Here is a 24,215-nt window from a genome sequence, read left to right on the forward strand (position 1 = left end):
CGCCGCTTATACGCGCTCAAAGACGGTGGCAATGCCCTGACCCAGGCCGATGCACATGGTAGCCAGTCCCAACTCGACGTCGCGATGCTCCATCAGGTTGATCAGCGTGGTAGAGATGCGGGCTCCGGAGCAGCCCAAGGGGTGACCCAGGGCGATGGCGCCGCCGTTGAGGTTAACCATCTCATCCATTTTATCCAGCAGTCCCAGATCCTTGGCACAAGGCAGGGATTGGGCGGCAAAGGCTTCATTCAACTCAACCTGTTGAATATCGGCCATGGTCAGGCCGGCCCGCTTAAGAGCTTTGTGGGTGGCCGGTACCGGGCCATAGCCCATGATGGAGGGGTCGCAACCGGCGATGGCCATGGAGCGGATTCTGGCGCGAATTGGCAAGCCCAGAGCCTTGGCTTTGTCTTCACTCATCAACAGCATGGCAGAGGCGCCGTCGGACAGCGCCGACGAGGTTCCGGCGGTGACGGTGCCATTGACCGGATCGAATACCGGGCGCAGGGCGCCAAGGCTTTCGACGGTGGTTTCAGGGCGAATCACCTCATCCTGGGTAACCCGGATCAGGGCGCCATCGGCATCGTGGCCTTCGATGGCGACGAGTTCGTTATTGAAGCGCCCTTCGAGGGTGGCGTGGTGGGCACGCTGATGAGAGCGGGCACCAAACTCGTCCTGAGCCTGGCGACTGATGCCGTGCATCTTACCCAGCATCTCGGCGGTCAATCCCATCATGCCGGCGGCCTTGGCAACGTTGTTGGCCAGACCGGGGTGGAAATCGACACCATGGTTCATGGGCACGTGGCCCATGTGCTCGACGCCACCGACGATAAAGATGTCGCCTTCGTCCAGCATGATGGCCCGGGAGGCGTCGTGTATCGCCTGCATCGATGAGCCACACAAGCGGTTAACGGTCACGCCACCGACGGACTTGGGCAATCCGGCCAGCAGGGCGGCGTTACGGCCCACATTGAAGCCCTGTTCCAGGGTTTGCTGTACACACCCCCAGATCACATCTTCTATCTCTTCCGGATCCACCTGAGGGTTGCGAAGCAGCAACTGTTTCATCAGTTGTGCTGATAGGGTCTCAGCACGAACGTTGCGGAATACCCCACCCTTGGAACGGCCCATAGGGGTGCGGATGCAATCTACGACTACCGCGTGTTTCATTGCCAATCTCCTTATTTCGCTGAATAGAAACGGTCGCCATTGGCGGCCATTTCACGCAATTTGTCGGTAACCTGGTACATCTCGCCCAGGTGTGCAAAGCGGTCGGCCATGGCCACGTACTGCTTCAGCCCCAGCGTATCCAGGTAGCGGAATACACCGCCCCGGAACGGAGGGAAGCCGATGCCGTACACCAACGCCATGTCCGCTTCCGCCGGAGTGGCAACGATGCCTTCTTCCAGGCAGCGTACGGTTTCGTTGATCATGGGAATCATGGTGCGAGCGATGATCTCGTCCGCCTCGAATGGCTTGCTGTCGCCGTAGGCGCCTTTCAGTACCGCCAGGGTAAACTCATCGACGCTCTTCTTCGGTTTGCCTTTGCGATCGGGTGCGTACTGGTAGAAGCCCTTGCCGTTCTTCTGACCGTAACGTTCGGCTTCAAACAGAATGTCGACCGCGTCGCGGAAGGTTTTGCTCATACGGGTCGGGAAGCCTTCGGCCATCACGGCAACCGCGTGGTGGGCGGTATCGATGCCGACAACGTCCAGCAGGTAAGCCGGTCCCATGGGCCAGCCAAATTGCTTGCTCATTACCTTGTCGATCTGCTGGAAGTCGGCGCCATCGCGCAGCAGCAGGTTGAAACCAAAGAAGTAGGGGAACAGCACGCGGTTGACAAAAAAGCCGGGGCAATCGTTCACGACGATGGGGGTCTTGCCCATCTTGGCAGCGTAGGCGACCACGGTGGAGATGGTCTCTTCGCTGCTGTTTTCTCCGCGAATGATCTCGACCAAAGGCATTCGGTGTACCGGGTTGAAAAAATGCATGCCGCAGAAGTTCTCTGGCCGTTTCAGGCTTTTAGCCAGTGCATTGATGGAGATGGTCGAGGTGTTGGAGGTCAGGACGGCGTCGTCGCGCAGGGTCTGTTCCACTTCCGCGAGGACAATGGATTTCACCTTGGGGTTCTCTACCACCGCTTCGACCACCACGTCGGCGTCTTTGATGGCGGAGTAGTCCAGTGACGGCACGATGTTATTCAGTACCTTGGCCATGGCGGCGGGTTTCATCCGGCCCCGTTCAACCTGTTTGGCCAGCAACTTGGCAGCTTCATTCAGACCCAGGTCTAACGCCGGCTGGGCGATGTCTTTCATCACTGCGGGTACGCCTTTGCGCGCCGACTGGTAGGCGATGCCGCCCCCCATGATGCCTGCGCCGATCACTGCGGCGCTATTGAACTCGCGGGCTTGCTTGCCGGCCTTTTTAGCCTTGCCTTTGACGAACTGGTCGTTGAGGAAGATGCCGACCAGCGCCTGTGCGACGTCGCCTTTCGCCAGCTTGATGAAGGCGGCGGCCTCGGCGTTCAGGGCTTCGGTACGGCCACAACCGGCGGCGGTTTCCAGTAAGCGTACCGCAGCGTGGGGGGCCGGGTAGTGCGGGCCGGCCTTCATCGCCACCATGCCTTTGGCGGTATTGAATGACATGGCCGCTTCAATCTGGGACAGGTTCAGCGGGCTCAGTTTGCGTTGACGACGGGCCTGCCAGTCAATCTCTTTGGTGATGGCTTGCTTCAGCATCTTGATGGCCGCGTCCATCAGTTTGCCGTCGGCGGCAACCGCATCCAGGGCGCCTACAGCCAGGGCGGCGTCGGCGCGATTTTCCTGACCGGTGGTGATCCACTCCATGGCGTTGTCGGCCCCAATGACCCGTGGCAGGCGAACGGTGCCCCCGAAGCCGGGAATGATCCCCAGCTTGGTCTCTGGCAGGCCGATGCGGGCGGTGGTATCACCGACGCGCAGATCACAGGCAAGAATGGCTTCGCAGCCGCCACCCAGGGCATAGCCACGCACGGCGGCGATGGTGGGGACCGGCAGGTCTTCCAGCTTATTGAAGACCGCATTGGCCTCCACCACCCAGTTATTCAGGGTCTGCTCCGGCTCGGCGAACAGGCCCAAAAATTCGGTGATGTCAGCGCCAACGATGAAGGCATCTTTCCCACTGCTGACCACCACCCCTTTGAGGTCATTTTCCTGGGCCAGGGCGGTCAGAGCCTGATCGAAATCGTTCAGAGTGGACTGGTCAAACTTATTGACTGAACCGGCCGAGTCAAAGCACAGATTGGCGATACCGGGTTCCAGCCAGCTGACCACAATGGAGCTGCTTTGAAAAATCATGCTTGGTTTCCTTTTTACCGCGGGGGGTCACGTCCAATTAGTGACCGATTACTCAAAGTGTGTCCTGCGTCACAATAAATTGCAACACCTATTTAAAACACCTGTTTAACATCGGCTGAATGAGCTAGGGATTGTCGGCGGAGTGACTGTGTTACACTGGCGGCCAATTCGACACCCGTTATTAAGAAGAGATGGTCATGGAACGTTTAGCGCCTCTTTATCAGGCTCACATTGCAGAATTGTCGCAACGCAGTGACACCATATTGGCCCAACAGGGGTTGGATGGCATGGTGATTCACTCCGGGCAACCGCAGCGGATCTTCCTCGATGATATGGACTACCCGTTCAAACCCAATCCTCACTTTAAACATTGGCTTCCGGTCATCGACAATCCGCACTGTGTCCTGCTGATTCGTCCCGGCCATAAACCGGCACTGCTGTTTTATCGCCCGGTGGATTTCTGGCACAAGGTGCCGCCACTTCCGACCGATTTCTGGACCGAGTTTGTCGACCTTCAGGTCATAGAGAAACCCGAGCAGGCACGGGCGTTGCTGCCGGCCTCGCTGGCCAATTTTGCCTACATTGGTGAGCACCCTGAGCAGGCGTCCGAGTGGGGGTTGACTCGGATCAACCCCAAGCCGGTGATGGACTTCCTGCACTATCACCGCGCCTATAAGACCGACTATGAGCTGGCGTGCATGCGTATTGCCAGTGAAGTGGCGGTCTGTGGTCATGAGGCGGCCCGGGATGCGTTCTTCGGTCAGAAGAGTGAGTTTGATATTCAACTGGCCTATCTCTGCGCCACTCAGCACGGCGAGAATGACGTGCCTTACGGCAACATCGTGGCCCTTAATGAAAACAGCGCCATTTTGCACTACACCAAGTTGCAGAAAACCGCGCCCGAACAACTGCGCAGCTTCCTGCTGGATGCCGGTGCCAGTTTTCATGGTTATGCCTCAGACATCACTCGGACTTATGCGTTTGACCCGCAGTCAAAGTTTGCCGAGTTGGTGGCGACCATGGATAGCCACCAGCAGGCTCTGATCGACACCATTACACCTGGAATGCGTTATACCGATCTGCATCTGGCGATGCACCAGCGGGTGGCCCAGATGCTGCGTCAATTTGATCTGGCGGCGGGATCCGATGAGGCATTGATTGCCAACGGGGTAACGGCGGCCTTCTTCCCCCATGGACTGGGCCATCAGATCGGTTTGCAGGTTCATGATGTCGGTGGCTTTATGCAGGATCCGCAAGGGACACACCTGGCCGCACCTGATGAGCATCCGGCATTGCGCTGCACCCGCCTGATTGAGCCAGGCATGGTAGTGACCATTGAGCCTGGCCTGTACATCATCGACTCCCTGCTTAACAACCTTAAAGGGGAAGCGAGCTCAATGCTGAACCAGGCGGGCATCGATGCCCTGCGCCCTTACGGCGGTGTTCGCATTGAGGATGACATTGTGATTCATTCGGACAGAGTCGAGAACCTGACCCGGGATCTAGGCCTGGCCTGATGTCTGGCAGTTTTCTCGTTCCCTGCGGTCACTATGAGGTAGAAGAGGTGATCAAGCGCAGTCGCTTTATCACCTGGATTGCCCCGGTGACCGAGGGCAAACAGGCGCGGGCGTTGCAGCAACTGGCTCGCCAGCAACACCCGGAAGCCAGCCATCACTGTCTGGCGTTTAATGCTGGTCCCCCCGGAGACACTCGGGACATCGGTGCCAGCGATGATGGCGAACCGGCGGGATCCGCCGGCAGGCCAATGCTCAATGTGGTGTTGGGGGCGGACGTCGGTCAGCTGGCTGCCGTGGTGATTCGCTATTACGGTGGCACCAAACTGGGGGTTGGCGGGTTAGTGCGCGCTTACTCTTCAGGGGTGAAGCTGGCACTGCAAACCCTGCCCACCGAGCCTTTTGTCCCCTTGATTGAGGGCCGCATTCAGGTCAGCTATGCCGATCAGCCAAACCTGGAACACTGGCTGTCGCAGTTTGATGGCAAAATAGTTTCCCAGTCCTTTGAACAACAAGTAAGTTATAGGCTGGCTTTGCCATTGGAACACAAACACAACTTCACTCTGCAATTGGCTCAAAGCAGTCAGGGACGGTTGCAGGTAGAGTGGGATTAAATGCAGTACGCCAACAATAGAAATCAAAAACTCTGATGCAATATCGTTCGATTGTTCGCATTATCGGCCTGCTGGTGATGCTGTTTAGCCTGACCATGGTGCCTCCGGCATTGATTGCCGTGATCTATAAGGATGGCGAAGGGTCTACCTTTATGCAGGCGCTGGTGATCAGCCTGATCATCGGCTTGCTGGCCTGGTACCCTAACCGCAACACCAAAGAGGAGTTGAAAGCCCGGGAAGGGTTTCTGATTGTGGTGTTGTTCTGGACGGTGCTGGGATCCATCGGTGCCATTCCGTTTCTGCTCTCATCCGAACCGGCGCTGTCCACCAGCGATGCCTTCTTTGAGTCGTTTTCGGCCCTGACCACCACAGGGGCGACGGTGATCACCGGGCTGGATCACCTGCCTAAAGCGGTGTTGTTCTATCGGCACCTGCTGCAATGGCTGGGTGGGATGGGGATCATTGTCTTGGCGGTGGCCGTCCTGCCGATGCTCGGCATTGGTGGAATGCAGTTGTACCGCTGTGAGACCCCCGGGCCGGTCAAAGACAACAAGATGACTCCCCGCATCGCGGAAACGGCCAAGGCGTTGTGGTACATCTACCTGGCGCTGACCATTGCTTGTGCCAGTGCCTATTGGCTGGCGGGCATGAGTACCTTTGATGCCATCGGCCATGCCTTTTCCACCGTATCTATCGGTGGTTTTTCCAGTTACGACGAATCCATGGGGGCGTTTAACAGCCAGATGATCAACACCATCTGCGTGGTGTTCCTGTTGATTGCCGGTGTCAATTTCAGCCTTCATTTCGGTGCCTTCAGCCGTCGGGGGCTGAACCTGCGTAACTATTGGCGCGATGCCGAAGTGCGGGTGTTTCTCCTGTTTCAGCTGGCGCTAACCCTGTTGTGTTTCCTGGTGCTGCTGGACAGCGGCATCTACGATTCGCCGGAGTCGACACTGGACTATGCCCTGTTCCAGGCGGTGTCCATCTCCACTACCGCCGGCTTCGGTACCCACAGTTTTTCTGAGTGGCCGTTGTTCCTGCCCGTGCTGTTGATTCTGTCCAGCTTCGTGGGCGGCTGTGCCGGATCCACCGGTGGTGGTATGAAGGTCGTGCGTTTCGTGTTGCTGCTGTTGCAGGGGGGCCGGGAGCTGAAGCGGTTGGTGCACCCACGCGCGATGTTCTCCATTCGACTCAATAACAAAGCGGTGCCTGATCGAGTGATCGATGCGGTGTGGGGTTTCTTTGCCGCGTACGCTCTGGTGTTTGCCCTGTGCCTGGTGGCGTTGCTGGCCACCGGCATGGATGACATCTCGGCCTTCAGTGCCACGGCCGCCTGCCTGAATAACCTGGGACCCGGCCTGGGCCAGGTCGCCTCCCACTATGGTGACATCGGTGACGTCTCCAAGTGGATTCTGGTGCTGGCGATGTTGTTTGGCCGTCTCGAGATTTTTACCCTGTTGGTGCTGTTTACACCGGCGTTCTGGAAGAGCTGAGGACAAGACTGTGAGACGGATTGTGGTGCTGTACTCCACTGTAGATGGCCAAACCCGAAAAATCGCGCAGCGATTGCAAGCGAGGCTGCAGGCAACGGAAAACCAGGTGCAGGTGGCCGATATCGAGACCCCGAACCTGGATCTTAACAGTTTCGATACCGTGGTCATTGGTGCCAGTATTCGTTACGGCAAGTACCGGCCGGCGGTAATCCAGTTTGTGGAACAGCATCTGGGCTTGCTGAGCCGCAAGCGCAGCGCTTTCTTTTCGGTGAACCTGGTGGCCAGAAAGCCGCTTAAAAACACCGCCGAGACCAATATGTACGTGGCCAAGTTCCTGAAGCAGGTTAGCTGGAAACCTCAGTTGTTGGATGTGTTTGCCGGCGCCATTAACTACCCGTCGTTGAGCTTTTGGGACCGCAATATTATTCGTTTTATTATGTGGATGACCAAGGGGCCGACGGCTGCGGATACGGTAATGGAATACACCGACTGGGGGCGTGTCGAAGCCTTCGCCGATCGACTGAGCAGCGAATAGGGGTGTCTAAGGGCTTCCTGCCTGTATAGAAGGGATTACTGGCCTTTGCCGCAGTACAGATCGTAAAGCAGATTAATGACGGCTTCGACTTCCGGACTGTCCAGTTGATACCAAACTTGTTGCGCCTCTTTGCGGGTCGAGACCAGACCTTCGTTGCGCAGTACTGCAAGGTGCTGGGACAGCGCCGACTGGCTTAATGGAACCTGTTCGTTAAGCTCACCGACGGTTAGCTCCTGCTTGCCAATCAGGCACAACAGCATCAACCGATGGGGGTTGGCGATGGTCTTTAGCAATTTCGACGCTTGCTGAGCATTTCCTGTCATGGTTTCCAGGTCGATTGTGAGTGCCATAGTGTTCCTCAGAATTTAGCAATAACTAATATTAAGCCCATTACGTCGTTTTGTTAAGCGGTGCGAGATCCCGATTCTGAAGTAATCTGACTATTTTGCTAGTAAAAATGTGATCTTTTGCCATACCTAACGGCATGAATTGCCCCATATTATGAGGTGATACTGAATTTTCTGGAGGTTTTGTGAAACGCTTACTTGTTCTGTATATGAGTCGAGGGGGCCATACCGCCCGAGTGGCACGGGTGATCATGGAATCCGTGCGGGCCGAAGGCCACGAGTGCGACATGATGGACATCAACGAAGCGGTTCATGAATCGGTGGATTGGGACAGATACGACCTGGTTGCCCTGGGGGCGCCGGTATTGTACGGAACCTATGACAAAGGCTTCTTCAAGTTTATCGATGATCATGCGACTCAGATTGAGGCTAAGCCCAACAGCTTCTTCAACCTGTCGGTGGTGGCGCGCACACCGGAGAAGGCCACGGTGGAAGGCAACCGCTACATGCAGAAGTTCCTGGAACTGTCTCCCTGGAAGCCCAAAGACATGAAGGTGATTGCCGGCAAGGTGAATTACCCCGCCTGGGGCTGGCTAGACACCCTGGCGATTCAGATGATCATGAAGATGACCAACGGCCCCACGGATAAGAATTCGGTTATCGATTACACCGACTGGGAGGACGTGAAGGCTTACGGCCGTCACTTAATCACCCTGGCGAAGTGAGCCCCTTGGGGCGATTGACCTTTGGCAGAGATTAGCGCAAAAAAATCCCCAATGGCCAACACTCCCTAGTAGCGCCAGAAGGTCGGCAGGAGCAGTACCGCCACGGTAATGATCTCCAGCCGGCCCAGTAACATGCCCAGGCTGAGTGCCCACTTGGCCGCGTCCGGCAGGCTGGCAAAGTTTCCTGCCGGCCCGATCACCTCTCCCAGTCCCGGCCCCACATTGGTTACTGCAGTGACCGCGCCGGTGAGGCTGGAGACGGGATCCACCCCGACCAACACCAAAAACAGCGCCAGCAGCACGATGGTGGCGATAAACAGCATGCTGAAACTCACTAGAGAGCGCACGATGTCCTCACTGATGGTGCGCCGGTTGTAGCGCTGTGGAAACTGGGCCGACGGGTGAATCTGTTGTCTGAGGGCCTTGTGTAGCACGGCGCCGGCCAACTGAAAGCGGAATATCTTGATGGCGCCGGAGGTGGAGCCGGAGCAGGCGCCGACAAACATCAGGAAGAAGAATATGATGCTGGCGGCCGGGCCCCAGGCGCTGTAGTCGGTGGAGGCAAAGCCGGTGGTGGTCACCACCGAGATCAGGTTGAAGGTGGCCAGGGTCAGTGCCGGAAAGAACTCCATCTGCTGCTCCCGGCTCAGCCACCACCCCAGCGTCAGTGACGCAGCGATGACAAAGGCCAGGTAGCCTTTCACCTGCTGGTCATTCCATACCCGCACCGAGCGCATGTGCATCATCTGGACGAAGATCAGCATCGGCAGTCCGCCGAGAAACATAAACAAGCTGCCATTCCAGTGGGCCAGGCTACTGAAATGGGTCATGGAGCTGTCGGTGGTGGAGTAGCCACCGGTAGACAGGGTGGTCATGGCGTGGTTGATGGCTTCGAACGGCGTCATACCTGCCGCCAGATAGCCGAGGCAGCACAGGACCGTCAGTAGCAGGTACACCTTAACCAGACTGCGACCAATAAGCTGGGTACGCGGCATCCATTTATCAGACCAGTCCGATGACTCGGTGCGGAACAGGCGCATGCCACCGACGTTGAGCATGGGGAAGATGGCCACCCCCATAACGATGAAGCCGATGCCGCCGAGCCACTGCAGCAGCGAACGCCAGATCAGTATCGACCAGGCGGTGTCGTCCAGTCCCGACAGTACCGTTGATCCTGTGGTGGTGATGCCGGACATGGTTTCAAAGAAGGCATCGGTATAGCTGATGTGGTGATAGAAGGTAAACGGCAGTGCCGCAAACAGCGATACCACCACCCAGGTGAGGGTGGTAAACAGATACAGGTCCCGGGTGCTGAGGGTTAATCGACTGCGAAACCCGGTGCTCGCCGCCATCATGGCGGCGATAAAGGTGATCATCGACGATTTGAAAAATTCTCCGGCCAGTCCTTCGGCGTGGTACAGGGAGACCCCCGCGGGGATCAGCATCAATCCGGCGACGACCGCCAGAAACAGCCCCAACAGGAAAGAGAGTGGCCTGATATTAATCATGATGGTAACTGGGGCTAGATAAACAGCGCACTGGGCTGGAACAGCTTTTCGACCTCGGTAATGTACTTCTTGTCCACCAGGAACATGATCACATGGTCGTCGGCTTCGATAACGGTGCGGTCGTGGGCAATCAACACCTGATCTTTACGTACCACGGCACCGATGGTGGTTCCGGGCGGCAGGCGAATGTCCTGAATCTGCTTGCCCACCACCTTGGAGGTCGTTTCATCGCCATGGGCAACCGCTTCGATGGCCTCGGTGGCCCCGTCACGCAATGAGTACACGTTGGTGATGTCGCCCTGACGTACGTGGGTAAGCAGCGATGAGATGGTGGCCTGCTGTGGCGAGATGGCGATGTCGATGTTGGCGTCTTTGACCAGATCGACGTACGCCTCGCGCTGAATCAGCACCATCACCTTCTTGGCTCCCAGGCGCTTGGCCAGCAGTGCCGACATGATGTTGGCTTCGTCATCGTTGGTGACCGCGATAAAGACATCGGTCTGGTTGATCTGCTCCTCATTGAGCAGCTCTTGATCCGAGGCGTCACCGTGGAACACCGTGGTGGAATCCAGCCACTCGGACAGGGCCGCCGCCCGCTGGGGGTTGCGTTCGATCAGCTTAACGTCGTGGTAGGGCTCCAGTGCCTTGGCCAGGCCAAAACCGATGTTGCCGCCGCCAGCGATCATGATGTGGCGGTAGTTGGACTCCAACTCCTGCATCTCACTCATCACCGCGCGAATGTGTTTGGAGTCGGCAACGAAGAACACCTCGTCATCGGCTTCGATCACCGTGGTTCCCCGGGGCAGAATTGGCCGCCCCTGACGGAAGATGGCAGCCACCCGGGTATCGATATTGGGCATGTGCTCCCGCAGTGCCGACAGGGCGTTACCTACCAGGGGGCCACCATAATAGGCTTTCACCGCCACCAGGCTGACCCGGCCTTCGGCAAATTCCACCACCTTGAGGGCGCCGGGGTATTCGATCAGCCGTCGAATGTAGTGGGTAACCAGCTGCTCCGGCGCGATCAACTCATCGATAAAAAACCGGCCGCGGCAGTCACTGTTGTGGCCGCCACTCTGAAACAGCACATCCCGGCGGGCCATAAATTGCTCGGAACGGATACGGGCAATTTTGGTGGGGGTGCCATACAGGGTGTACGCCAGATGGCAGGCCACCATGTTGGTTTCATCTGAGTTGGTGACCGCGATCAGCATGTCGGCGTCTTCGGCGCCGGCTTCCTGCAACACCCCAGGGTGGGCCGCATGGCCGTGTACCACCCTCAGGTCATACTTGTCCTGCAGGCTGCGCAGGGTGTCCTGATGGTTGTCGACAATGGTGATGTCGTTATTTTCGCCGACCAGGTTCTCTGCCAGCGTGCCGCCGACCTGGCCGGCTCCGAGAATGATGATTTTCATCGCAACTTATTGTCTTTTCTTCAACCTGGCGTAGTAAAAGCCGTCACCGCCTTCCACCTGTGGCAGTAACTGCCAGCCCGGTTTTTCCTGTGAGTCGTCCGGATTGATGTTAAGCAGCATAGCATCCGGTACCTGCTGAAGAAATGTCTTGATCTGGTTCACATTTTCTTCTGGAAGTATCGAGCAGGTGGCGTACACCAGGGTGCCCCCCGGTTTCAGCATTTTCCAGTTGGCATGCAGAATACGCTGCTGCAGTTGCGCCAGAGTGTCGATGTCGTCATTGCGACGCAGCCACTTGCTGTCCGGGTTGCGGCGAATGACGCCGGTGGCGGAGCAGGGGGCATCCAGCAGGATGCGGTCAAAGGGTACTCCGTCCCACCAGGATTGCGGATCGGCGGCATCGCCAGCCACCAACTGGGCCTGCTGGCCGAGGCGATCCAGGTTTTGCTGGACCCGGGCCAGGCGGCGGTCATCGATGTCCAGTGCCACCAGGTGTTGCAGTTCGGGCTGGCGCTCCTGCAGGTGGCAGGTTTTGCCTCCCGGGGCGGCGCAGGCATCCAGAATGCGCTCGCCGGGTTGGGGATCCAGCAGGTAAGCGGCCCACTGGGCCGACTGGTCCTGCACCGACAGGCCCCCCTCGGCAAAGCCGGGAAGCTTGGTGACGTCGGTGGCCTTGAGCAGGCGCAGGGCGTTGTCACTGTCACCGGCAACGGCGTCGATGCCTTGCTCTGCCAGTTGTGCCAGGTAGGCCTCCCGGCTTTGGTGACGGACGTTGTTGCGCAGCCATAATGGCGGATGCTGGTTGTTGGCGTGCAGAATCTGTTGCCACTGATGCGGGTAGGCGGCTTTTACCCGTTCGATGAACCAGCGGGAGTGCAGGTGCGTGCGGGCGTCGTCCTCAAACTGCGCCGCCAGCAGGCTGTCCAGCTCACGACAGAAGCGACGCATGATGCCGTTCACCAGCCCTGACATGCCGGAGGCTTTAAGCTGGCGGGTGGCCTCGACGGTTTCGGTCACGGCCGCATGCTGTTTTACGCGCATGTGCTTGAGCTGGTACAACCCGGCCAGCAGCAGGCAGTGAATGATGCGCTTTTTGCCCTTCAGGGGTTTCTCAAGGCAGTTGAGTACCTGGCTGTCGAGCACCGGCAGTTGGCGCATGACCCCATAGCAGATCTCCGCCAGAAGTCCCTTGTCCTTGGGGTTGCTCAGCAGGCTCTGGGCCTGAGGCAGGCAGGTGGCCAGAGACTGGCCCTTATCGATGACCTGCTCGATGACCCAGGCGGCCTGGGCGCGGACGTTGCGTTTACTCATTGCAGTTGTGACCCTGTGTCGAACCACTCTTTGCGGGCGTTCAGAACCTCGGTGGCGGACATCGCCTTCTTGCCCGGGATCTGAATGGTGTCCAGTTTCAGTGCCTGGTCGCCACAGGCGATAACCAGTCCCTGCTTGTCGGCCTGCAGGACAGTGCCGGGAGCGGCGTCGCCGTCGTAGCGGCTCACCGAGGATTGCCACAGTTTGATGCTGTGCCCGGCGGCCTCAAAATGGCTGATTGGCCAAGGGTTAAAAGCGCGGACGCAGCGTTCAATAAATGCAGCGGGCTGGCTCCAGTCGATGCGGGCCTCCTCCTTGGACAGCTTATCGGCGTAGTTGGCCTGAGTGTCGTCCTGAACCTCGGCATGGGCGGTACCGGTGGCGATGCTCTCCAGTGCCTGCAGCAGTCCGCGTGGGCCCAGCTCGGCCAGTTTGTCGTACAGACGGGCGGAGGTGTCGTCGGCGTCGATGGCCAACTCCACCTTATGCAGCATGGCGCCGGTGTCCAGACCTTCATCCATCTGCATGATGGTGACACCGGTGTGCTGGTCGCCAGCCCAGATGGAACGCTGAATCGGGGCGGCGCCCCGCCAGCGCGGCAGCAGGCTGCCGTGGACATTGATGCAGCCCAGTCTTGGGGTGTCCAGCACTACCTTGGGCAGGATCAGCCCGTAGGCGACCACGACCATGATGTCAAAATCCAGCCCGGCCAGTTGCTGCTGAGCTTCTGGTTGGCGCAGAGACTTAGGCTGCAGTACCGGAATGTCGTGGCTCAGGGCCAATGTCTTTACCGGGCTGGCGGTGAGTTTTTTGCCGCGGCCTGCCGGGCGATCCGGCTGGGAATAGACGGCCACCAGTTGATGATCACTGTCAATCAGGGCTTGCAGATGGCGAGCGGCAAAATCCGGAGTACCGGCAAAAACAATTTTTAATGGGGTCAAGGCCTTCTCCTAGGCGTGTTTGGCGTCGAGGCGCGCCTGCTTTTCCAGCTTCTGACGAATGCGCTGGCGCTTCAGTGGCGACAGATAATCGACAAACAACTTGCCTGCCAGGTGATCCATTTCATGCTGAATGCAGATGGACAACAGCTCTTCGGCGTCCTGGGTAAAGGTGTCGCCGTTACGATCCTGAGCGGTAATGGTCACGGTTTCATGGCGATCCACTTTGGCATAGATGCCGGGTACCGACAGGCAACCCTCTTCATTGCTGAAGTTGCCTTGTTGGTTGGACAGGGTCGGGTTGATGAAGACCACCGGCCTGGATTTGTCTTCGGAATGATCCATCACGATCACCTGAACGTGGCGGTCCACCTGAGTGGCGGCCAGGCCAATGCCTTTCTCTTCATACATGGTGTCCAGCATGTCATCGATCAGTTGCTGCAGGTTGTCATCAAATTCGGTTACCGGTTTGGCAACGGTGCGCAGGCGCTCGTCTGGGAAACGCAGGACTTCCATAATGGCCATGGTTTATCTCATCTTCAAAATCGTAAAAACACTCAACCTGTCTATATTTAGGTTGTCATTGGCCTAATTTTAACTGTTTGGCGGCGCCTTTAACAGGCACAGTCCGAGTGGTTAATGATCGACAAGGATGTTCGATGCCCCAATTGCTGCTGATGTTGCTGTTGTTGTTCTCGCCACCTGGCTGTTCTCAGGAGCTTTTTTTACGCTCCGACTCTCCAAAGAGTTACACCGTTATGCGGGGGGATACCCTGTGGGACATTGCCGGCCTCTATCTGGAGGATTCCTGGCGGTGGCCGCAGTTATGGCAAATCAACCCCGCTATCGCCAATCCCCACCTGATCTACCCCGGAGATCGGCTGACCATGACGCTGGTCAATGGCCAGCCCCGGCTGAGTCTGAGCAGGGGGCGGTCGTTGCAGCCTCACCCCATTGAACTGCTCCCTTTTTCCCGGTTACGGCCATTTATGCAACGGGTCACAGTCGTCGATGCCGCGTCGCTGGCCCACCACAGCCGGGTGGTGGGTGCCAGCCGTGAGGCGTTGCGCCATGTCCAGGGAGACACGCTGTACAGCTCTGGCCCCCTGGTGGCCGGGCAAAGTTATGGGGTCTATCTGCAGAGGCAGCCTCTGCGGGATCCACAGTCCGGGGAGGTATTGGGCACCGAGCTGGTGCTGGCGGCCTCAGGTGTGGCCCAAGCTGACGGTCTGGGGGTGACCCTGACCCACAGTCGGCTCGAAACCGCCCTTCAGGCGCCACTGCTTGCGCTGAACACCCAGTTGGAGGCGCCTCTGTTTTTCCACCTTGATGCGGCGCCAACGACGCTGGAGGCTCAGATTATGGCCAGCCCGCAGCAGATGCGGGAGGTGGGGCCCGGAGAGTTGCTCTACCTCAACAAGGGAACCCAGGACGGGGTTCGGCCTGGCCAGGTGCTGTTTGCTTATCACCGCCGTCCGATTCCGGGCCAGCAAACGGCCATGGTGTATCGGGGTAGGGTGGTGGTGGCTCAGTGCTTTGAGCGGGTGAGTCTGGCGGTAGTGACATCGGCCCGGCACCCACTTCGACTGGCCGACTGGCTGTTACCGCCACCGCCGGAGTCCGGTTATGCCAGGCACTCTGACTGATTGGGCGGCGCTGATGATGGCGCCGCGACTGGGGTTAATGAAGGCGCTGTCGTTGCTGCAGCTGGCATCGCCATCGGTATTGCGCCAATGGGCGCTGGCCGGGGATCTGCCCGGGGTCAGCCCCGCCACAGCCCAATGGCTTGCGTACCCGGATATGGCCAGGATCGATGCCTTACTGGCGTGGGCAGAACAACCTGGGCAACAGATAGTGACCCTGGATCATCCGGATTACCCTCAAGCGTTGAGGCAGATTGCCGATCCGCCTTTGATGCTGTTTGTCCAGGGGCGGGTGGCGGCATTGCAGGGACCGGCACTGGCGATGGTGGGCAGTCGTCGGGCGACGGTGGCGGCCAGAGAGCGCACGGCACAATGGGCGGATCAGCTGGCCTCGCTGGGGTGGGTGATCGTCAGCGGCCTGGCGGAAGGTGTGGATGCGCAGGCACATCGGGGCGCCTTGCGGGGCGGGCTCACGGTGGCGGTGGTGGGATCTGGTCTGAATCACTGCTACCCCCGTATTCATATTGCATTGGCCGAACAGATTCGCCATCAGGGAGCCATGGTGTCGTCGTTCTTGCCCTGGCAGCGTCCCCGGCGGGAGTTTTTTCCGCAGCGCAATCGTGTGGTCAGTGGCCTCAGTTATGGCACCGTGGTGATGGAGGCGGGCATCAAATCAGGGTCGCTGATCACCGCCAGAATCGCCGCTGAACAGGGGCGGGAGGTCTTCGCGGTACCGGGATCGGTCGACAACCCAGGCTGCGAAGGGTGTCATTTTTTGATAAAGCAGGGTGCCAAACTGGCGGTTGATCCGGTCGATATCTATGAAGAGTTGCTGCCCATGGGGGCGATACGCCTGGCCAAGCCCGAGGCGAAGGCGGTTTCCGAGTTGCCTTTGCCGAAGTTGTTGGATAGTGTGGGTTATGAGGCCACTCCGGTAGATGTTGTGGTTGCTCGGAGCGATTTACCAGTAGATATTGTGCTTGAACAGCTGTTAATGCTGGAGTTAGAAGGTCGGATAGCGCAAGTGTCCGGCGGTTACATCCGACTTAGGGGAGGGTAACGCATGTTTGACATACTGATGTACCTATTTGAGACCTATGTCCAAAGCGATGTTGAGCTGTTATTGGATCGTGAAGAGTTAACAGAGGAGCTAAGCAGAGCGGGCTTCAGAACCGAGGAGATTGGCAAGGCCCTGGTGTGGATTGAGAAGCTGGCGGATCTGCAGGACGGTGCTGACAAGCCCTACCTGTACACCACCCCGGTGCGCAGTGTGCGAGTTTACACCGACGCCGAGCAGCGGCAACTGGATACCGGCTGTCGCGGGTTCCTGTTGTTCCTGGAGCAGGTGCAGGTGCTCAGCGGTGAGACCCGGGAGATGGTCATCGATCGAGTGATGGAGCTCGAAGGGGAGCCACTGAGCCTGGATGACCTGAAGTGGGTGGTGTTGATGGTGTTGTTCAATGCCCCGGGCAATGACGATGCCTACCGGCAGATGGAAGATCTGGTGTTTGAGCAACCGGATGGTCTGATTCACTGACCGCCTTTTATTAGCGTTACTCGAGAAGGGCAGCCGAGGCTGCCCTTTTTCATGCCGGTTAGATGTGCAGGCGGCTGTCGCCCAACGCCAGATGCTCGGGCTTAAGGTAGTCGCGATAGGCGTAACGATTCTGTTTGCGGGGCGTCGGCCCCATCGTCCCCACGGGGAGGGTCTCCTGGGGCAGGTCATCGACTAGGGCTTGCAACCAGTGGTTGTAGGCCGCCTGGTGCTTGGCCGCCAAAGCCGCTAACCCCTGTAGATAGCCGTCAAAGTCATCGCTTTTCAGCGCCTGGCCCAACTGTTGCAGTCCGGCGCGGTCGTATTCACACAGGTAACGCACCACCAGGTAGCTCCAGCGGTAGGTCATGTCCAGGCCGTCGTGGTACTCGGCGTTGAAGATGGCTTCCAGGCTGGGCCAGCTGTCGCTGCCGTAATCCCGGGCCAGTGTCAGCGCCTTGTCGTTATCGTGGCCTTTGGAGACGTATTCTGCCATCCCTTCCGCCCACCACACCTGTTGGCTGTCGAAGTGACCGAAGTCGCCGTACTTTACGTAGCGCCCGTCGAGGTAGTGAACGTATTCATGGTTGAGATTCCAGACCTTGAATTCGGACGTCAGCCACCAGGCCCGATAGGCGTAAAATGTGGCCTGATTGCCGGGCATCTGGGAGTTGCCCTCGATGTACATGCCGCCATTGTCGGTTCCGATATCGTATAACAGCTGTCCGTAAGCGTTGTATTGGCTCCAGTTCTTAAACACCACCACTTTGAGGGCCTGGTTCTGATCGCCGGGTACCGGCTCACGCATGGTGGCCAGCAGCTCATGAAACTCGGATTCCTGAGAAGTGAGTCGATTGCAGGTTTGGGCCAGTTCCCGTGGCGTCAGATCCTGGGTGCGGATGAACAGGCTGTCGGAGCACTGGTGCTCGATGGGCAGGATTTCAGATTCGTCCGGCAGGTGGCACAGGTCAGCAAACTGGCCGGTACAGCCCTCCATTCCGTAGAAAGCGTTCACCAGAAAGCCCAGGGTAAAGGCGTCTTTACCGGCGTCGCCGCGGTGGTTGACGTCGGACACGGCGATTTGGGTAACGGCCTGCTCCAGCTGTGGCCAGTTTGCCTCGGGTTGATTCAGTTGCCACTGAGCCAGCGCCCAGTAGGCATTTTTCAACGGCCAGTCGCCGGAGGGGCGCCGGGCGCCGTCGCTGGCGGCAAACTGCAACAACGCCTGATCCAGGCCGGTGGCCAGCAGGGCTTGTTTCAGTGGGCTGTCAGGGAATTCACGTCGAACCGAATCCAGCAACAGACCGGCGCTGCGAAGCAACTCCCATAAGGCGTAGTCTTGTACCACGGAGCGGCTGCCGATCTGTTCAAACTCGGCCAGAAGCCGAATCTGGCTTTGTGGCAGCGAACCCAGATCGCGGCCGAGGCCGTTTGGGGCGTAATAGCGGTACAGCAGTACGCTCCATTGCTCAATCAGGGCCGGTGTACTGCGGTTGAGGTTATGGCCCAGGGTTTCCATGGCGGAGTGCAAAGCATCGGATTGAGGCTGGTCGATAAAGTCGATGTCGGCGTAATAGCTGTAGGCACGCAGGTACTGCATCTGATTGAGCAAGGCATCGTGGTGCTTTTCTGGCTCGGTAACCAGTTGCGAGAAGGTGGTGATGGAGCTGGCCAGCTGATGATCGTTGATGACCTCGGCACTGCCTCTGTTGGCCAGGGACAGATCCACCAAAGCCGGAGTAGGGGCCTGGGTGGCACAACCGCTGAGGGTTGCCAGGGTCAGTAGGCTCAGAGTTAGGGTTCTGAGTGTCATCATCAGTCGCTCCTGTATATTTTTGTATACAACATCCTGAGTGGTTCACCGAATCGCAAACTCCGTGCCCCCCGGCTTGGGCACTGGTACTATATCAATGACAAAGTCATTGTCGATTTTTGTTCATTTTTTGTACGGAAAAGTGTGACGTGAGTAGAATTGATACCGGTTTATTCAATGCCCATGAGCACGCTTTAGAGCGAGAGTTCGAGGTGTGCCCCCTGTGTGGCTCCGAGTTGCACATCTTGCATGGCAAGCGTGGACAGTTTCTCGGTTGTCAGAGTTACCCCGGTTGTAGCTACAGTCGCCCTCTGACTCATCAGGAGGTCGGCATCATCGAGGTGATGGAGGACCAACTGTGCCCCGAGTGTGAGCGGCCACTGGCGCTGAAGTCGGGGCGCTATGGCATCTACATCGGCTGCACCGGCTATCCTGAATGCAGTTTTATTGTGCGGGAGGAGGAGCCGGAAACCGATATTGCCTGCCCGGAGTGTCGTAAGGGCCAGTTGGTGGCACGCTCCGGACGAACCGGAAAAACCTTTTATGGTTGTAACGCTTACCCCAAATGTAAGTATGTGGTGAATGAGCCTCCTCACGCCCAGACGTGTCCGGATTGTGGCTGGAAAATCCTGGTCGAAAAACGGATTCGGGGGGAATTGAGGTTAATTTGTCCACAACGAGCCTGTAAATATCGGGGGGAAGCGATATAATCGCCCGCGAAGTACCCTACCCATAATAAAACGGTATAAAAAGGAAGTACCCGATGACTACACCCTTTGTCGCAGTGCTGATGGGATCGGATTCTGATCTGCCCGTTATGCAATCCACTCTGGACGTACTGTCCAGCTTTGATATTCCCTTTGAAGTGAAGGTGACTTCGGCTCACCGAACTCCGGCAGCGACCCATGCCTATGTGCACGGTGCCGAAGAGCGTGGCTGTAAAGTCTTCATCTGTGCCGCCGGTCTGGCAGCACACCTGGCTGGTGCCGTTGCCGGCATCACCACTCGTCCGGTTATTGGTGTGCCAATCGATGCGGGCCCGTTGCAGGGTCATGATGCATTGCTGTCTACCGTGATGATGCCTGGTGGTGTGCCGGTTGCTACTGTAGCGATCGGTAAGGCCGGTGCCAAAAACGCCGGTTACCTGGCGGCTCAGATGCTGGCGGTCGCCAGTGATGAGATGGCTGAGCGTGTGAAGGCGGATCGTCAGAAGAACGCCGAAGCGGTGATGGCCAAAGACGCTGCCCTGCAGGAAAAACTGGGGCGCTAAGCGGTATGAGTAAACGCGTTACCCTTGCCCAGGGGGCTGAATTGGTGCGTAATGGCGGCGTCATCGCGTACGCCACCGAAGCGGTGTTTGGCCTGGGGTGCGATCCCGATAATCGAGACGCGGTAATGCGTTTGCTGGCCATTAAACAGCGGCCGGTAGAGAAAGGCCTGATTCTGCTGGCCGCAGATTTTGACCAGTTGCGTCCCTATGTGGATGAGTCGGCGCTGTCTGCCGCGCAACTGAGCCGAATGTTTGACAGTTGGCCCGGCCCGTTTACCTGGGTGGTGCCAGCGAAACCCGGTGTTCCAGACTGGATCTCCGGCAAGTTCGATTCCATAGCGGTACGGGTTACCGCTCACCCCGAAGCAGCCCAACTGGCGCGCTTATTCGGAAAACCTCTCATCTCTACCAGTGCTAACCTTAGCGGCCAAGAGCCGGGGCGCAGTGTGTCGGAGGTGCAATCTTGTTTAGCGGGCCTGTTGGACGGGGTTGTAGACAGCACAACGGGAGCGGCGTTGTCGCCCTCCACCATTCGAGACGCCCTCAGTGGCGAGGTACTGCGCGGCACTTGATGCCAAAAAGAGGGATTCATGGATCAACGGATTGAACAGGTAAAACAGTTTCTGCTGTCACTGCAAGACAGCATTTGCCAGAGTTTGGAAGCCGCCGATGGCGGTGCTCATTTTCAGCAGGATCAGTGGCAGCGGCCCCAGGGCGGCGGCGGTCGCAGCCGGGTGCTGACGGATGGAGCCGTGTTTGAGCAGGCCGGGGTGAACTTCTCCCATGTCTTTGGCGACAAGATGCCAGCCTCGGCGACGGCGCAGCGACCCGAGCTCGAGGGGTGCCATTTTCAGGCCATGGGGGTGTCGTTGGTGATTCACCCTAAAAACCCGCACGTTCCTACCTCCCATGCCAACGTTCGCTTCTTTATCGCTCAAAAAGAGGGGGCTGACCCCATCTGGTGGTTTGGGGGGGGCTTTGACCTTACTCCCTATTACGGCTATGACGAGGATGTGCTGCATTGGCACCGGGTGGCCCATGCGCTGTGCCAACCGTTTGGTGATGAGGTATACCCCCGTTACAAGTCCTGGTGCGATCGCTACTTCTTCCTGAAACACCGCGATGAAACTCGAGGGGTGGGCGGGTTATTCTTCGATGACCTTAACCAGCCGGGGTTTGAGGACAGTTTTGCCTTTATGCGTGCGGTGGGTGAAGGGTTCATTCCTGCTTATGCCCCTATTGTCGAGCGCCGCAAGGCCACTCCTTATACCGAGGAGCAGCGCCAGTTTCAGTTGTATCGGCGTGGCCGTTATGTGGAGTTTAATCTGGTGTATGATCGCGGCACCCTGTTTGGGCTGCAGTCCGGCGGTCGAACGGAGTCGATTCTGATGTCGATGCCACCCTTGGTGCGGTGGCAGTACCAATATGCGCCCGAGAATGGAACAGAGGAAGCCCGGTTGTACACTGACTACCTGCGGCCCCGTGACTGGCTGACGGAGCTCGGTTAATCCTCTTCCACATTGCGCATGTGGTCGGCCATTGAGATTAGGGCTTTCAGTATTGCCTGGCGGCCCTGCTTGTGTGACACCGTGTCATTCAGGGCCCGTCGCATGCAATCCAGCCATTGATCCCGTTGCTGACGGTCGACCCTAAAGCTCAGATGCCTGGCCCGCAATCTCGGGTGGCCATACGCCTGTTCAAACAGTGGCGGCCCACCTAACCAGCCTGACAAAAACATCCTCAGCTTCTCTGCGCTGTCGCTCAAATCTTGTGGGTGCTGTTGGCGCAACGCCTGGTACTTTGGATCGGTGTCCATCAACTGATAGAAACGGATCGACAGCGCGCGGATCGCCGCTTCGCCGCCGATGGCAACATAGGCATTGGAATCTTGAGCATTTCCTTGCTTGGCAGCCAGTTTGCGGCGTATAACAGATAGCATTGAATCTCCTTTTACAATGACAGCATCAATGGACAGATACGCCGTATTCGGCCATCCCATCAATCACAGTAAGTCGCCGCTGATCCATCGGGAGTTTGCCCGCCAGACTCAGCAGACGCTCAGCTATGAGGCGATTCTAGCACCCCTGGATCAATTTCCTCAGGCCCTGGCACACTTTCATCAGCAAGGCGGCAGGGGAGCCAATGTGACACTGCCGTTTAAGCAGCAGGCGGCGAGTCTGTGTGACCAGTTGAGCGACCGAGCCCGTCTGGCCGGAGCCGTCAATACCCTGTATTGGCAGGACGGCCGGCTCTATGGAGACAATACCGATGGCGAAGGGCTGGTGCGGGATCTGTGTCATCACGGCATAGACCTGACAGACAGTGACATTCTGGTTTTGGGCGCCGGCGGTGCAGTCAGGGGCGTCCTGCCAGAGTTGTTGGCGGCGTCGCCTCGTCGGGTCGTGGTGGCCAATCGAACCGCGTCTAAAGCGGAGTCTCTGGCCGAGGCATTCCATTCTCTGGGCCAGATCGAGGGGGGCGGCTATGCTGACATAGAGGGACAGTTTGATGTGATCATCAATGGCACCTCGGCATCACTGGCTGCCTCACTGCCGCCGATCGATTCCCGGGTGGTGAAATCGACCAGCTGGTGTTACGACATGGCATACGGTAATAAGCCCACCGTATTTCAACAGTGGGCCAAGCAAGCCGGAGCCAGGGGCCAACTGTCCGGGCTGGGGATGCTGGTGAATCAGGCTGCCGTCAGTTTTGAGCTCTGGACCGGGAAAACACCGGATCCCGCATCGGTGCATGAGTTGTTGTTGCAGCAATTGAGGCAAACATCATGAATCAACAAATCCTGTTTAATGACCAGCTGTCGGTCAACTGGCCGCAGCAATGGATAGAGTTTACTGCCATGGTTGCGGGCCAGCGGGTTGGCTGCTTCATCGCCTTGCCAACCCTGGCGCATTTGAGTGATACCGATATCGGCAATGAGGAGCAGGCGATTCAGGCGTTTGAGCGACTCAGATTTGATCTGGAAGAGGAAGCCGAAACGCTTATCGAAGAGGAGAACTTCGATGCCCAGGGGCGCATCTGGTTGCACCACCCGGCCATCTGAGCCTGAGTCATTAGCTAGGCCTGACCCAGGTACTCGTTCTTCAGTTTCACGTAGTTGGCCGCGGAAACCGCCAGAAACGCCAGTTCCTTATCATTAAGAGGGCGAGCCTGTTTTGCCGGGCTGCCCACATACAGATAGCCGGACTGCAGGGTTTTGCCTGGCGGTACCAAACTGCCGGCTCCCAGAATGACATCGTCTTCGATGACGGCACCGTCGAGAACGATGGCCCCCATACCCACCAACACCCTGTTGCGGATAATGCAGCCGTGCAGCATGGCTTTGTGCCCCACGGTGACGTCTTCCCCGATGATCAGCGGGTAGCCGTCGGGGTTACTGTCACTGCGCCGGGTCACATGCAGGACGCTGCCATCCTGCACGTTGCTGCGGGCGCCAATGGTGATTTGGTTAACATCGCCGCGGGCGGCGACCAGAGGCCATATGCTGGCGTCGTCATAGAGAGTGATGTCGCCGTAGAGAATGGCGCTGGGGTCCACAAAGGCGGTATCGGCCAGGGTGGGGGTGATTCCGGAAAACGGTTTTATGGCCATGATTAGCTCCCTAAATGCCCAAATTGATTACTTTATCACTGCGCGAGTCGGTTTTCTGAACAAACAGTAGTAAAGCACCATATTAGCCCTTGTCAGAGCAAATTAACTCCCTATAATGCGCCTCCATCGACACGGCAAACGGCGTAAAACGATTGCTTGGTTGAAGAGTTTGAGTCAAAAACGAGTTTCTCAAATTAGTTTTGAAAAAATCACTTGACTTGAACGCTGGGGAGCGTATCATTCGCATCCCGCTACGGACGAAAATTTCGTAGCTGTTCTTTAACAATTAGTCAGACAATCTGTGTGGGCACTCGCGCAGGATTGATATCTCATATATCAATGTTGCACTGAGTGACTATAACAAGTTAATTCAGTAATTCATTGAGTCGAAATCTTCGGACTCCAAAAAACTTTTTAATTGAAGAGTTTGATCATGGCTCAGATTGAACGCTGGCGGCAGGCCTAACACATGCAAGTCGAGCGGAAACGACGGTAAAGATTCTTCGGATGATTTATCGGGCGTCGAGCGGCGGACGGGTGAGTAATGCTTAGGAATTTGCCCAGTCGAGGGGGATAACCATTGGAAACGATGGCTAATACCGCATACGCCC

The 24,215-nt window shown here is 57.7% G+C and carries 25 protein-coding genes and 1 rRNA gene; 15 read left to right on the plus strand and 11 right to left on the minus strand.

All coding sequences use genetic code 11. The features are described 5' to 3' along the window. Positions 1 to 6: 6 nt before the first annotated feature. Together fadA and fadB are read right to left on the minus strand one after the other, a co-directional pair. Positions 7 to 1,170 carry an acetyl-CoA C-acyltransferase FadA gene (gene fadA, locus BLT77_RS18105; protein WP_090368021.1) on the minus strand — a complete coding sequence of 388 codons (1,164 nt, stop codon included), beginning with the start codon at positions 1,168 to 1,170 and terminating at the stop codon, positions 7 to 9. 11 nt (positions 1,171 to 1,181) lie between these two features. After that, positions 1,182 to 3,335, minus strand: a complete 2,154-nt coding sequence (gene fadB, locus BLT77_RS18110) for a fatty acid oxidation complex subunit alpha FadB (RefSeq protein ID WP_090368023.1) — start codon at positions 3,333 to 3,335, stop codon at positions 1,182 to 1,184. A 197-nt stretch (positions 3,336 to 3,532) separates the two neighbouring features. Here fadB and pepQ point away from each other — a divergent pair, with 197 nt between their 5' ends. The 4 genes from pepQ to hemG (BLT77_RS18130) are packed head-to-tail and all read left to right on the plus strand — an operon-like array spanning position 3,533 to position 7,491. Then, positions 3,533 to 4,852, plus strand: coding sequence for a Xaa-Pro dipeptidase (pepQ, locus tag BLT77_RS18115; RefSeq protein WP_090368025.1), 1,320 nt, complete (start codon positions 3,533 to 3,535; stop codon positions 4,850 to 4,852). After that, entirely contained in the window at positions 4,852 to 5,463 is a 612-nt protein-coding gene (locus tag BLT77_RS18120) for a YigZ family protein (RefSeq protein ID WP_090368027.1), read from the plus strand. The genes pepQ and BLT77_RS18120 overlap by 1 nt, the downstream gene beginning before the upstream one ends. 35 nt (positions 5,464 to 5,498) lie before the next feature. Further along, a complete protein-coding gene (locus tag BLT77_RS18125; RefSeq protein WP_090368029.1) occupies positions 5,499 to 6,956 on the plus strand; it encodes a TrkH family potassium uptake protein in 1,458 nt (485 codons plus the stop codon). Between the two features lie 10 nt (positions 6,957 to 6,966). Then, positions 6,967 to 7,491: a menaquinone-dependent protoporphyrinogen IX dehydrogenase gene (hemG, locus tag BLT77_RS18130; protein WP_176819382.1), complete on the plus strand. Its 525-nt coding sequence runs from the start codon at positions 6,967 to 6,969 to the stop codon at positions 7,489 to 7,491. A gap of 35 nt (positions 7,492 to 7,526) precedes the next feature. Here hemG (BLT77_RS18130) and BLT77_RS18135 read toward each other — a convergent pair whose 3' ends face one another. Beyond that, a complete protein-coding gene (locus BLT77_RS18135) occupies positions 7,527 to 7,841 on the minus strand; it encodes an ArsR/SmtB family transcription factor (protein ID WP_176819383.1) in 315 nt (104 codons plus the stop codon). 182 nt (positions 7,842 to 8,023) lie between these two features. Between BLT77_RS18135 and hemG (BLT77_RS18140) the strand changes: the two genes are divergently transcribed. Then, the gene (hemG, locus tag BLT77_RS18140; protein WP_090368033.1) at positions 8,024 to 8,563 is read left to right on the plus strand and encodes a menaquinone-dependent protoporphyrinogen IX dehydrogenase; all 540 of its coding nucleotides are present in this window, start codon (positions 8,024 to 8,026) and stop codon (positions 8,561 to 8,563) included. A 65-nt stretch (positions 8,564 to 8,628) separates the two neighbouring features. Here hemG (BLT77_RS18140) and BLT77_RS18145 read toward each other — a convergent pair whose 3' ends face one another. The 5 genes from BLT77_RS18145 to def are packed head-to-tail and all read right to left on the minus strand — an operon-like array spanning position 8,629 to position 14,260. Continuing rightward, positions 8,629 to 10,071 (minus strand): TrkH family potassium uptake protein, encoded by a 1,443-nt coding sequence (locus BLT77_RS18145; protein WP_090368035.1) that lies wholly within the window; start codon positions 10,069 to 10,071, stop codon positions 8,629 to 8,631. Between the two features lie 14 nt (positions 10,072 to 10,085). Continuing rightward, a complete protein-coding gene (trkA, locus tag BLT77_RS18150; RefSeq protein WP_090368037.1) occupies positions 10,086 to 11,486 on the minus strand; it encodes a Trk system potassium transporter TrkA in 1,401 nt (466 codons plus the stop codon). A gap of 6 nt (positions 11,487 to 11,492) precedes the next feature. Next, on the minus strand, positions 11,493 to 12,797 hold the full coding sequence (rsmB, locus tag BLT77_RS18155; protein ID WP_090368039.1) for a 16S rRNA (cytosine(967)-C(5))-methyltransferase RsmB: 1,305 nt from the start codon (positions 12,795 to 12,797) through the stop codon (positions 11,493 to 11,495). Further along, positions 12,794 to 13,738, minus strand: a complete 945-nt coding sequence (gene fmt / locus BLT77_RS18160; protein ID WP_090368041.1) for a methionyl-tRNA formyltransferase — start codon at positions 13,736 to 13,738, stop codon at positions 12,794 to 12,796. The genes rsmB and fmt overlap by 4 nt, the downstream gene beginning before the upstream one ends. A gap of 9 nt (positions 13,739 to 13,747) precedes the next feature. Continuing rightward, complete coding sequence (gene def, locus BLT77_RS18165) at positions 13,748 to 14,260, minus strand: peptide deformylase (RefSeq protein WP_090368043.1); 513 nt, start codon at positions 14,258 to 14,260, stop codon at positions 13,748 to 13,750. Positions 14,261 to 14,394: 134 nt separating this feature from the next. Here def and BLT77_RS18170 point away from each other — a divergent pair, with 134 nt between their 5' ends. The 3 genes from BLT77_RS18170 to BLT77_RS18180 are packed head-to-tail and all read left to right on the plus strand — an operon-like array spanning position 14,395 to position 16,915. Beyond that, on the plus strand, positions 14,395 to 15,381 hold the full coding sequence (locus BLT77_RS18170; RefSeq protein WP_090368045.1) for a LysM peptidoglycan-binding domain-containing protein: 987 nt from the start codon (positions 14,395 to 14,397) through the stop codon (positions 15,379 to 15,381). Continuing rightward, positions 15,362 to 16,438: a DNA-processing protein DprA gene (gene dprA / locus BLT77_RS18175; RefSeq protein ID WP_090368046.1), complete on the plus strand. Its 1,077-nt coding sequence runs from the start codon at positions 15,362 to 15,364 to the stop codon at positions 16,436 to 16,438. The genes BLT77_RS18170 and dprA overlap by 20 nt, the downstream gene beginning before the upstream one ends. A gap of 3 nt (positions 16,439 to 16,441) precedes the next feature. Next, a complete protein-coding gene (locus BLT77_RS18180) occupies positions 16,442 to 16,915 on the plus strand; it encodes a DUF494 family protein (RefSeq protein ID WP_090368049.1) in 474 nt (157 codons plus the stop codon). 58 nt (positions 16,916 to 16,973) lie between these two features. Here the strand turns inward: BLT77_RS18180 and BLT77_RS18185 are convergent, their stop codons facing one another. Continuing rightward, positions 16,974 to 18,728: a collagenase gene (locus BLT77_RS18185; RefSeq protein ID WP_245709993.1), complete on the minus strand. Its 1,755-nt coding sequence runs from the start codon at positions 18,726 to 18,728 to the stop codon at positions 16,974 to 16,976. Between the two features lie 146 nt (positions 18,729 to 18,874). Here BLT77_RS18185 and BLT77_RS18190 point away from each other — a divergent pair, with 146 nt between their 5' ends. The 4 genes from BLT77_RS18190 to hemF are packed head-to-tail and all read left to right on the plus strand — an operon-like array spanning position 18,875 to position 21,503. Further along, positions 18,875 to 19,435, plus strand: coding sequence for a DNA topoisomerase family protein (locus BLT77_RS18190; RefSeq protein ID WP_090368051.1), 561 nt, complete (start codon positions 18,875 to 18,877; stop codon positions 19,433 to 19,435). Positions 19,436 to 19,488: 53 nt separating this feature from the next. Next, on the plus strand, positions 19,489 to 19,995 hold the full coding sequence (purE, locus tag BLT77_RS18195) for a 5-(carboxyamino)imidazole ribonucleotide mutase (protein ID WP_028113164.1): 507 nt from the start codon (positions 19,489 to 19,491) through the stop codon (positions 19,993 to 19,995). Between the two features lie 5 nt (positions 19,996 to 20,000). Next, the gene (gene tsaC / locus BLT77_RS18200) at positions 20,001 to 20,567 is read left to right on the plus strand and encodes an L-threonylcarbamoyladenylate synthase type 1 TsaC (RefSeq protein ID WP_090368054.1); all 567 of its coding nucleotides are present in this window, start codon (positions 20,001 to 20,003) and stop codon (positions 20,565 to 20,567) included. Between the two features lie 18 nt (positions 20,568 to 20,585). After that, complete coding sequence (gene hemF / locus BLT77_RS18205) at positions 20,586 to 21,503, plus strand: oxygen-dependent coproporphyrinogen oxidase (protein WP_090368055.1); 918 nt, start codon at positions 20,586 to 20,588, stop codon at positions 21,501 to 21,503. Here hemF and BLT77_RS18210 read toward each other — a convergent pair. Beyond that, on the minus strand, positions 21,500 to 21,934 hold the full coding sequence (locus BLT77_RS18210; protein ID WP_090368057.1) for a group II truncated hemoglobin: 435 nt from the start codon (positions 21,932 to 21,934) through the stop codon (positions 21,500 to 21,502). The genes hemF and BLT77_RS18210 overlap by 4 nt on opposite strands. Positions 21,935 to 21,962: 28 nt before the next feature. On the opposite strand from BLT77_RS18210, the gene aroE reads away from it, so the two are divergent. Together aroE and BLT77_RS18220 are read left to right on the plus strand one after the other, a co-directional pair. Then, complete coding sequence (gene aroE / locus BLT77_RS18215) at positions 21,963 to 22,784, plus strand: shikimate dehydrogenase (protein ID WP_090368059.1); 822 nt, start codon at positions 21,963 to 21,965, stop codon at positions 22,782 to 22,784. Then, positions 22,781 to 23,056: a DUF1488 family protein gene (locus tag BLT77_RS18220; protein ID WP_090368061.1), complete on the plus strand. Its 276-nt coding sequence runs from the start codon at positions 22,781 to 22,783 to the stop codon at positions 23,054 to 23,056. The genes aroE and BLT77_RS18220 overlap by 4 nt, the downstream gene beginning before the upstream one ends. Positions 23,057 to 23,070: 14 nt before the next feature. On the opposite strand, the gene BLT77_RS18225 is transcribed toward BLT77_RS18220, so the two are convergent. Then, on the minus strand, positions 23,071 to 23,604 hold the full coding sequence (locus BLT77_RS18225) for a gamma carbonic anhydrase family protein (protein ID WP_090368063.1): 534 nt from the start codon (positions 23,602 to 23,604) through the stop codon (positions 23,071 to 23,073). Between the two features lie 415 nt (positions 23,605 to 24,019). Here BLT77_RS18225 and BLT77_RS18230 point away from each other — a divergent pair. Continuing rightward, positions 24,020 to 24,215 (plus strand): 16S ribosomal RNA (locus tag BLT77_RS18230); the annotation flags it as partial.

The sequence above is a fragment of the Ferrimonas sediminum genome, assembly GCF_900100175.1.
GTDB lineage: Bacteria > Pseudomonadota > Gammaproteobacteria > Enterobacterales > Shewanellaceae > Ferrimonas > Ferrimonas sediminum.

Bases quoted from the DNA above. Each gene is read 5' to 3' on its own strand.
- fadA (WP_090368021.1), bottom strand. From the start codon at position 1,170: ATGAAACACGCGGTAGTCGTAGATTGCATCCGCACCCCTATGGGCCGT.
- fadB (WP_090368023.1), bottom strand. From the start codon at position 3,335: ATGATTTTTCAAAGCAGCTCCATTGTGGTCAGCTGGCTGGAACCCGGT.
- pepQ (WP_090368025.1), top strand. From the start codon at position 3,533: ATGGAACGTTTAGCGCCTCTTTATCAGGCTCACATTGCAGAATTGTCG.
- BLT77_RS18120 (WP_090368027.1), top strand. From the start codon at position 4,852: ATGTCTGGCAGTTTTCTCGTTCCCTGCGGTCACTATGAGGTAGAAGAG.
- BLT77_RS18125 (WP_090368029.1), top strand. From the start codon at position 5,499: ATGCAATATCGTTCGATTGTTCGCATTATCGGCCTGCTGGTGATGCTG.
- BLT77_RS18135 (WP_176819383.1), bottom strand. From the start codon at position 7,841: ATGGCACTCACAATCGACCTGGAAACCATGACAGGAAATGCTCAGCAA.
- BLT77_RS18145 (WP_090368035.1), bottom strand. From the start codon at position 10,071: ATGATTAATATCAGGCCACTCTCTTTCCTGTTGGGGCTGTTTCTGGCG.
- trkA (WP_090368037.1), bottom strand. From the start codon at position 11,486: ATGAAAATCATCATTCTCGGAGCCGGCCAGGTCGGCGGCACGCTGGCA.
- rsmB (WP_090368039.1), bottom strand. From the start codon at position 12,797: ATGAGTAAACGCAACGTCCGCGCCCAGGCCGCCTGGGTCATCGAGCAG.
- def (WP_090368043.1), bottom strand. From the start codon at position 14,260: ATGGCCATTATGGAAGTCCTGCGTTTCCCAGACGAGCGCCTGCGCACC.
- BLT77_RS18170 (WP_090368045.1), top strand. From the start codon at position 14,395: ATGCCCCAATTGCTGCTGATGTTGCTGTTGTTGTTCTCGCCACCTGGC.
- dprA (WP_090368046.1), top strand. From the start codon at position 15,362: ATGCCAGGCACTCTGACTGATTGGGCGGCGCTGATGATGGCGCCGCGA.
- BLT77_RS18180 (WP_090368049.1), top strand. From the start codon at position 16,442: ATGTTTGACATACTGATGTACCTATTTGAGACCTATGTCCAAAGCGAT.
- BLT77_RS18185 (WP_245709993.1), bottom strand. From the start codon at position 18,728: ATGATGACACTCAGAACCCTAACTCTGAGCCTACTGACCCTGGCAACC.
- purE (WP_028113164.1), top strand. From the start codon at position 19,489: ATGACTACACCCTTTGTCGCAGTGCTGATGGGATCGGATTCTGATCTG.
- tsaC (WP_090368054.1), top strand. From the start codon at position 20,001: ATGAGTAAACGCGTTACCCTTGCCCAGGGGGCTGAATTGGTGCGTAAT.
- hemF (WP_090368055.1), top strand. From the start codon at position 20,586: ATGGATCAACGGATTGAACAGGTAAAACAGTTTCTGCTGTCACTGCAA.
- BLT77_RS18210 (WP_090368057.1), bottom strand. From the start codon at position 21,934: ATGCTATCTGTTATACGCCGCAAACTGGCTGCCAAGCAAGGAAATGCT.
- aroE (WP_090368059.1), top strand. From the start codon at position 21,963: ATGGACAGATACGCCGTATTCGGCCATCCCATCAATCACAGTAAGTCG.
- BLT77_RS18220 (WP_090368061.1), top strand. From the start codon at position 22,781: ATGAATCAACAAATCCTGTTTAATGACCAGCTGTCGGTCAACTGGCCG.
- BLT77_RS18225 (WP_090368063.1), bottom strand. From the start codon at position 23,604: ATGGCCATAAAACCGTTTTCCGGAATCACCCCCACCCTGGCCGATACC.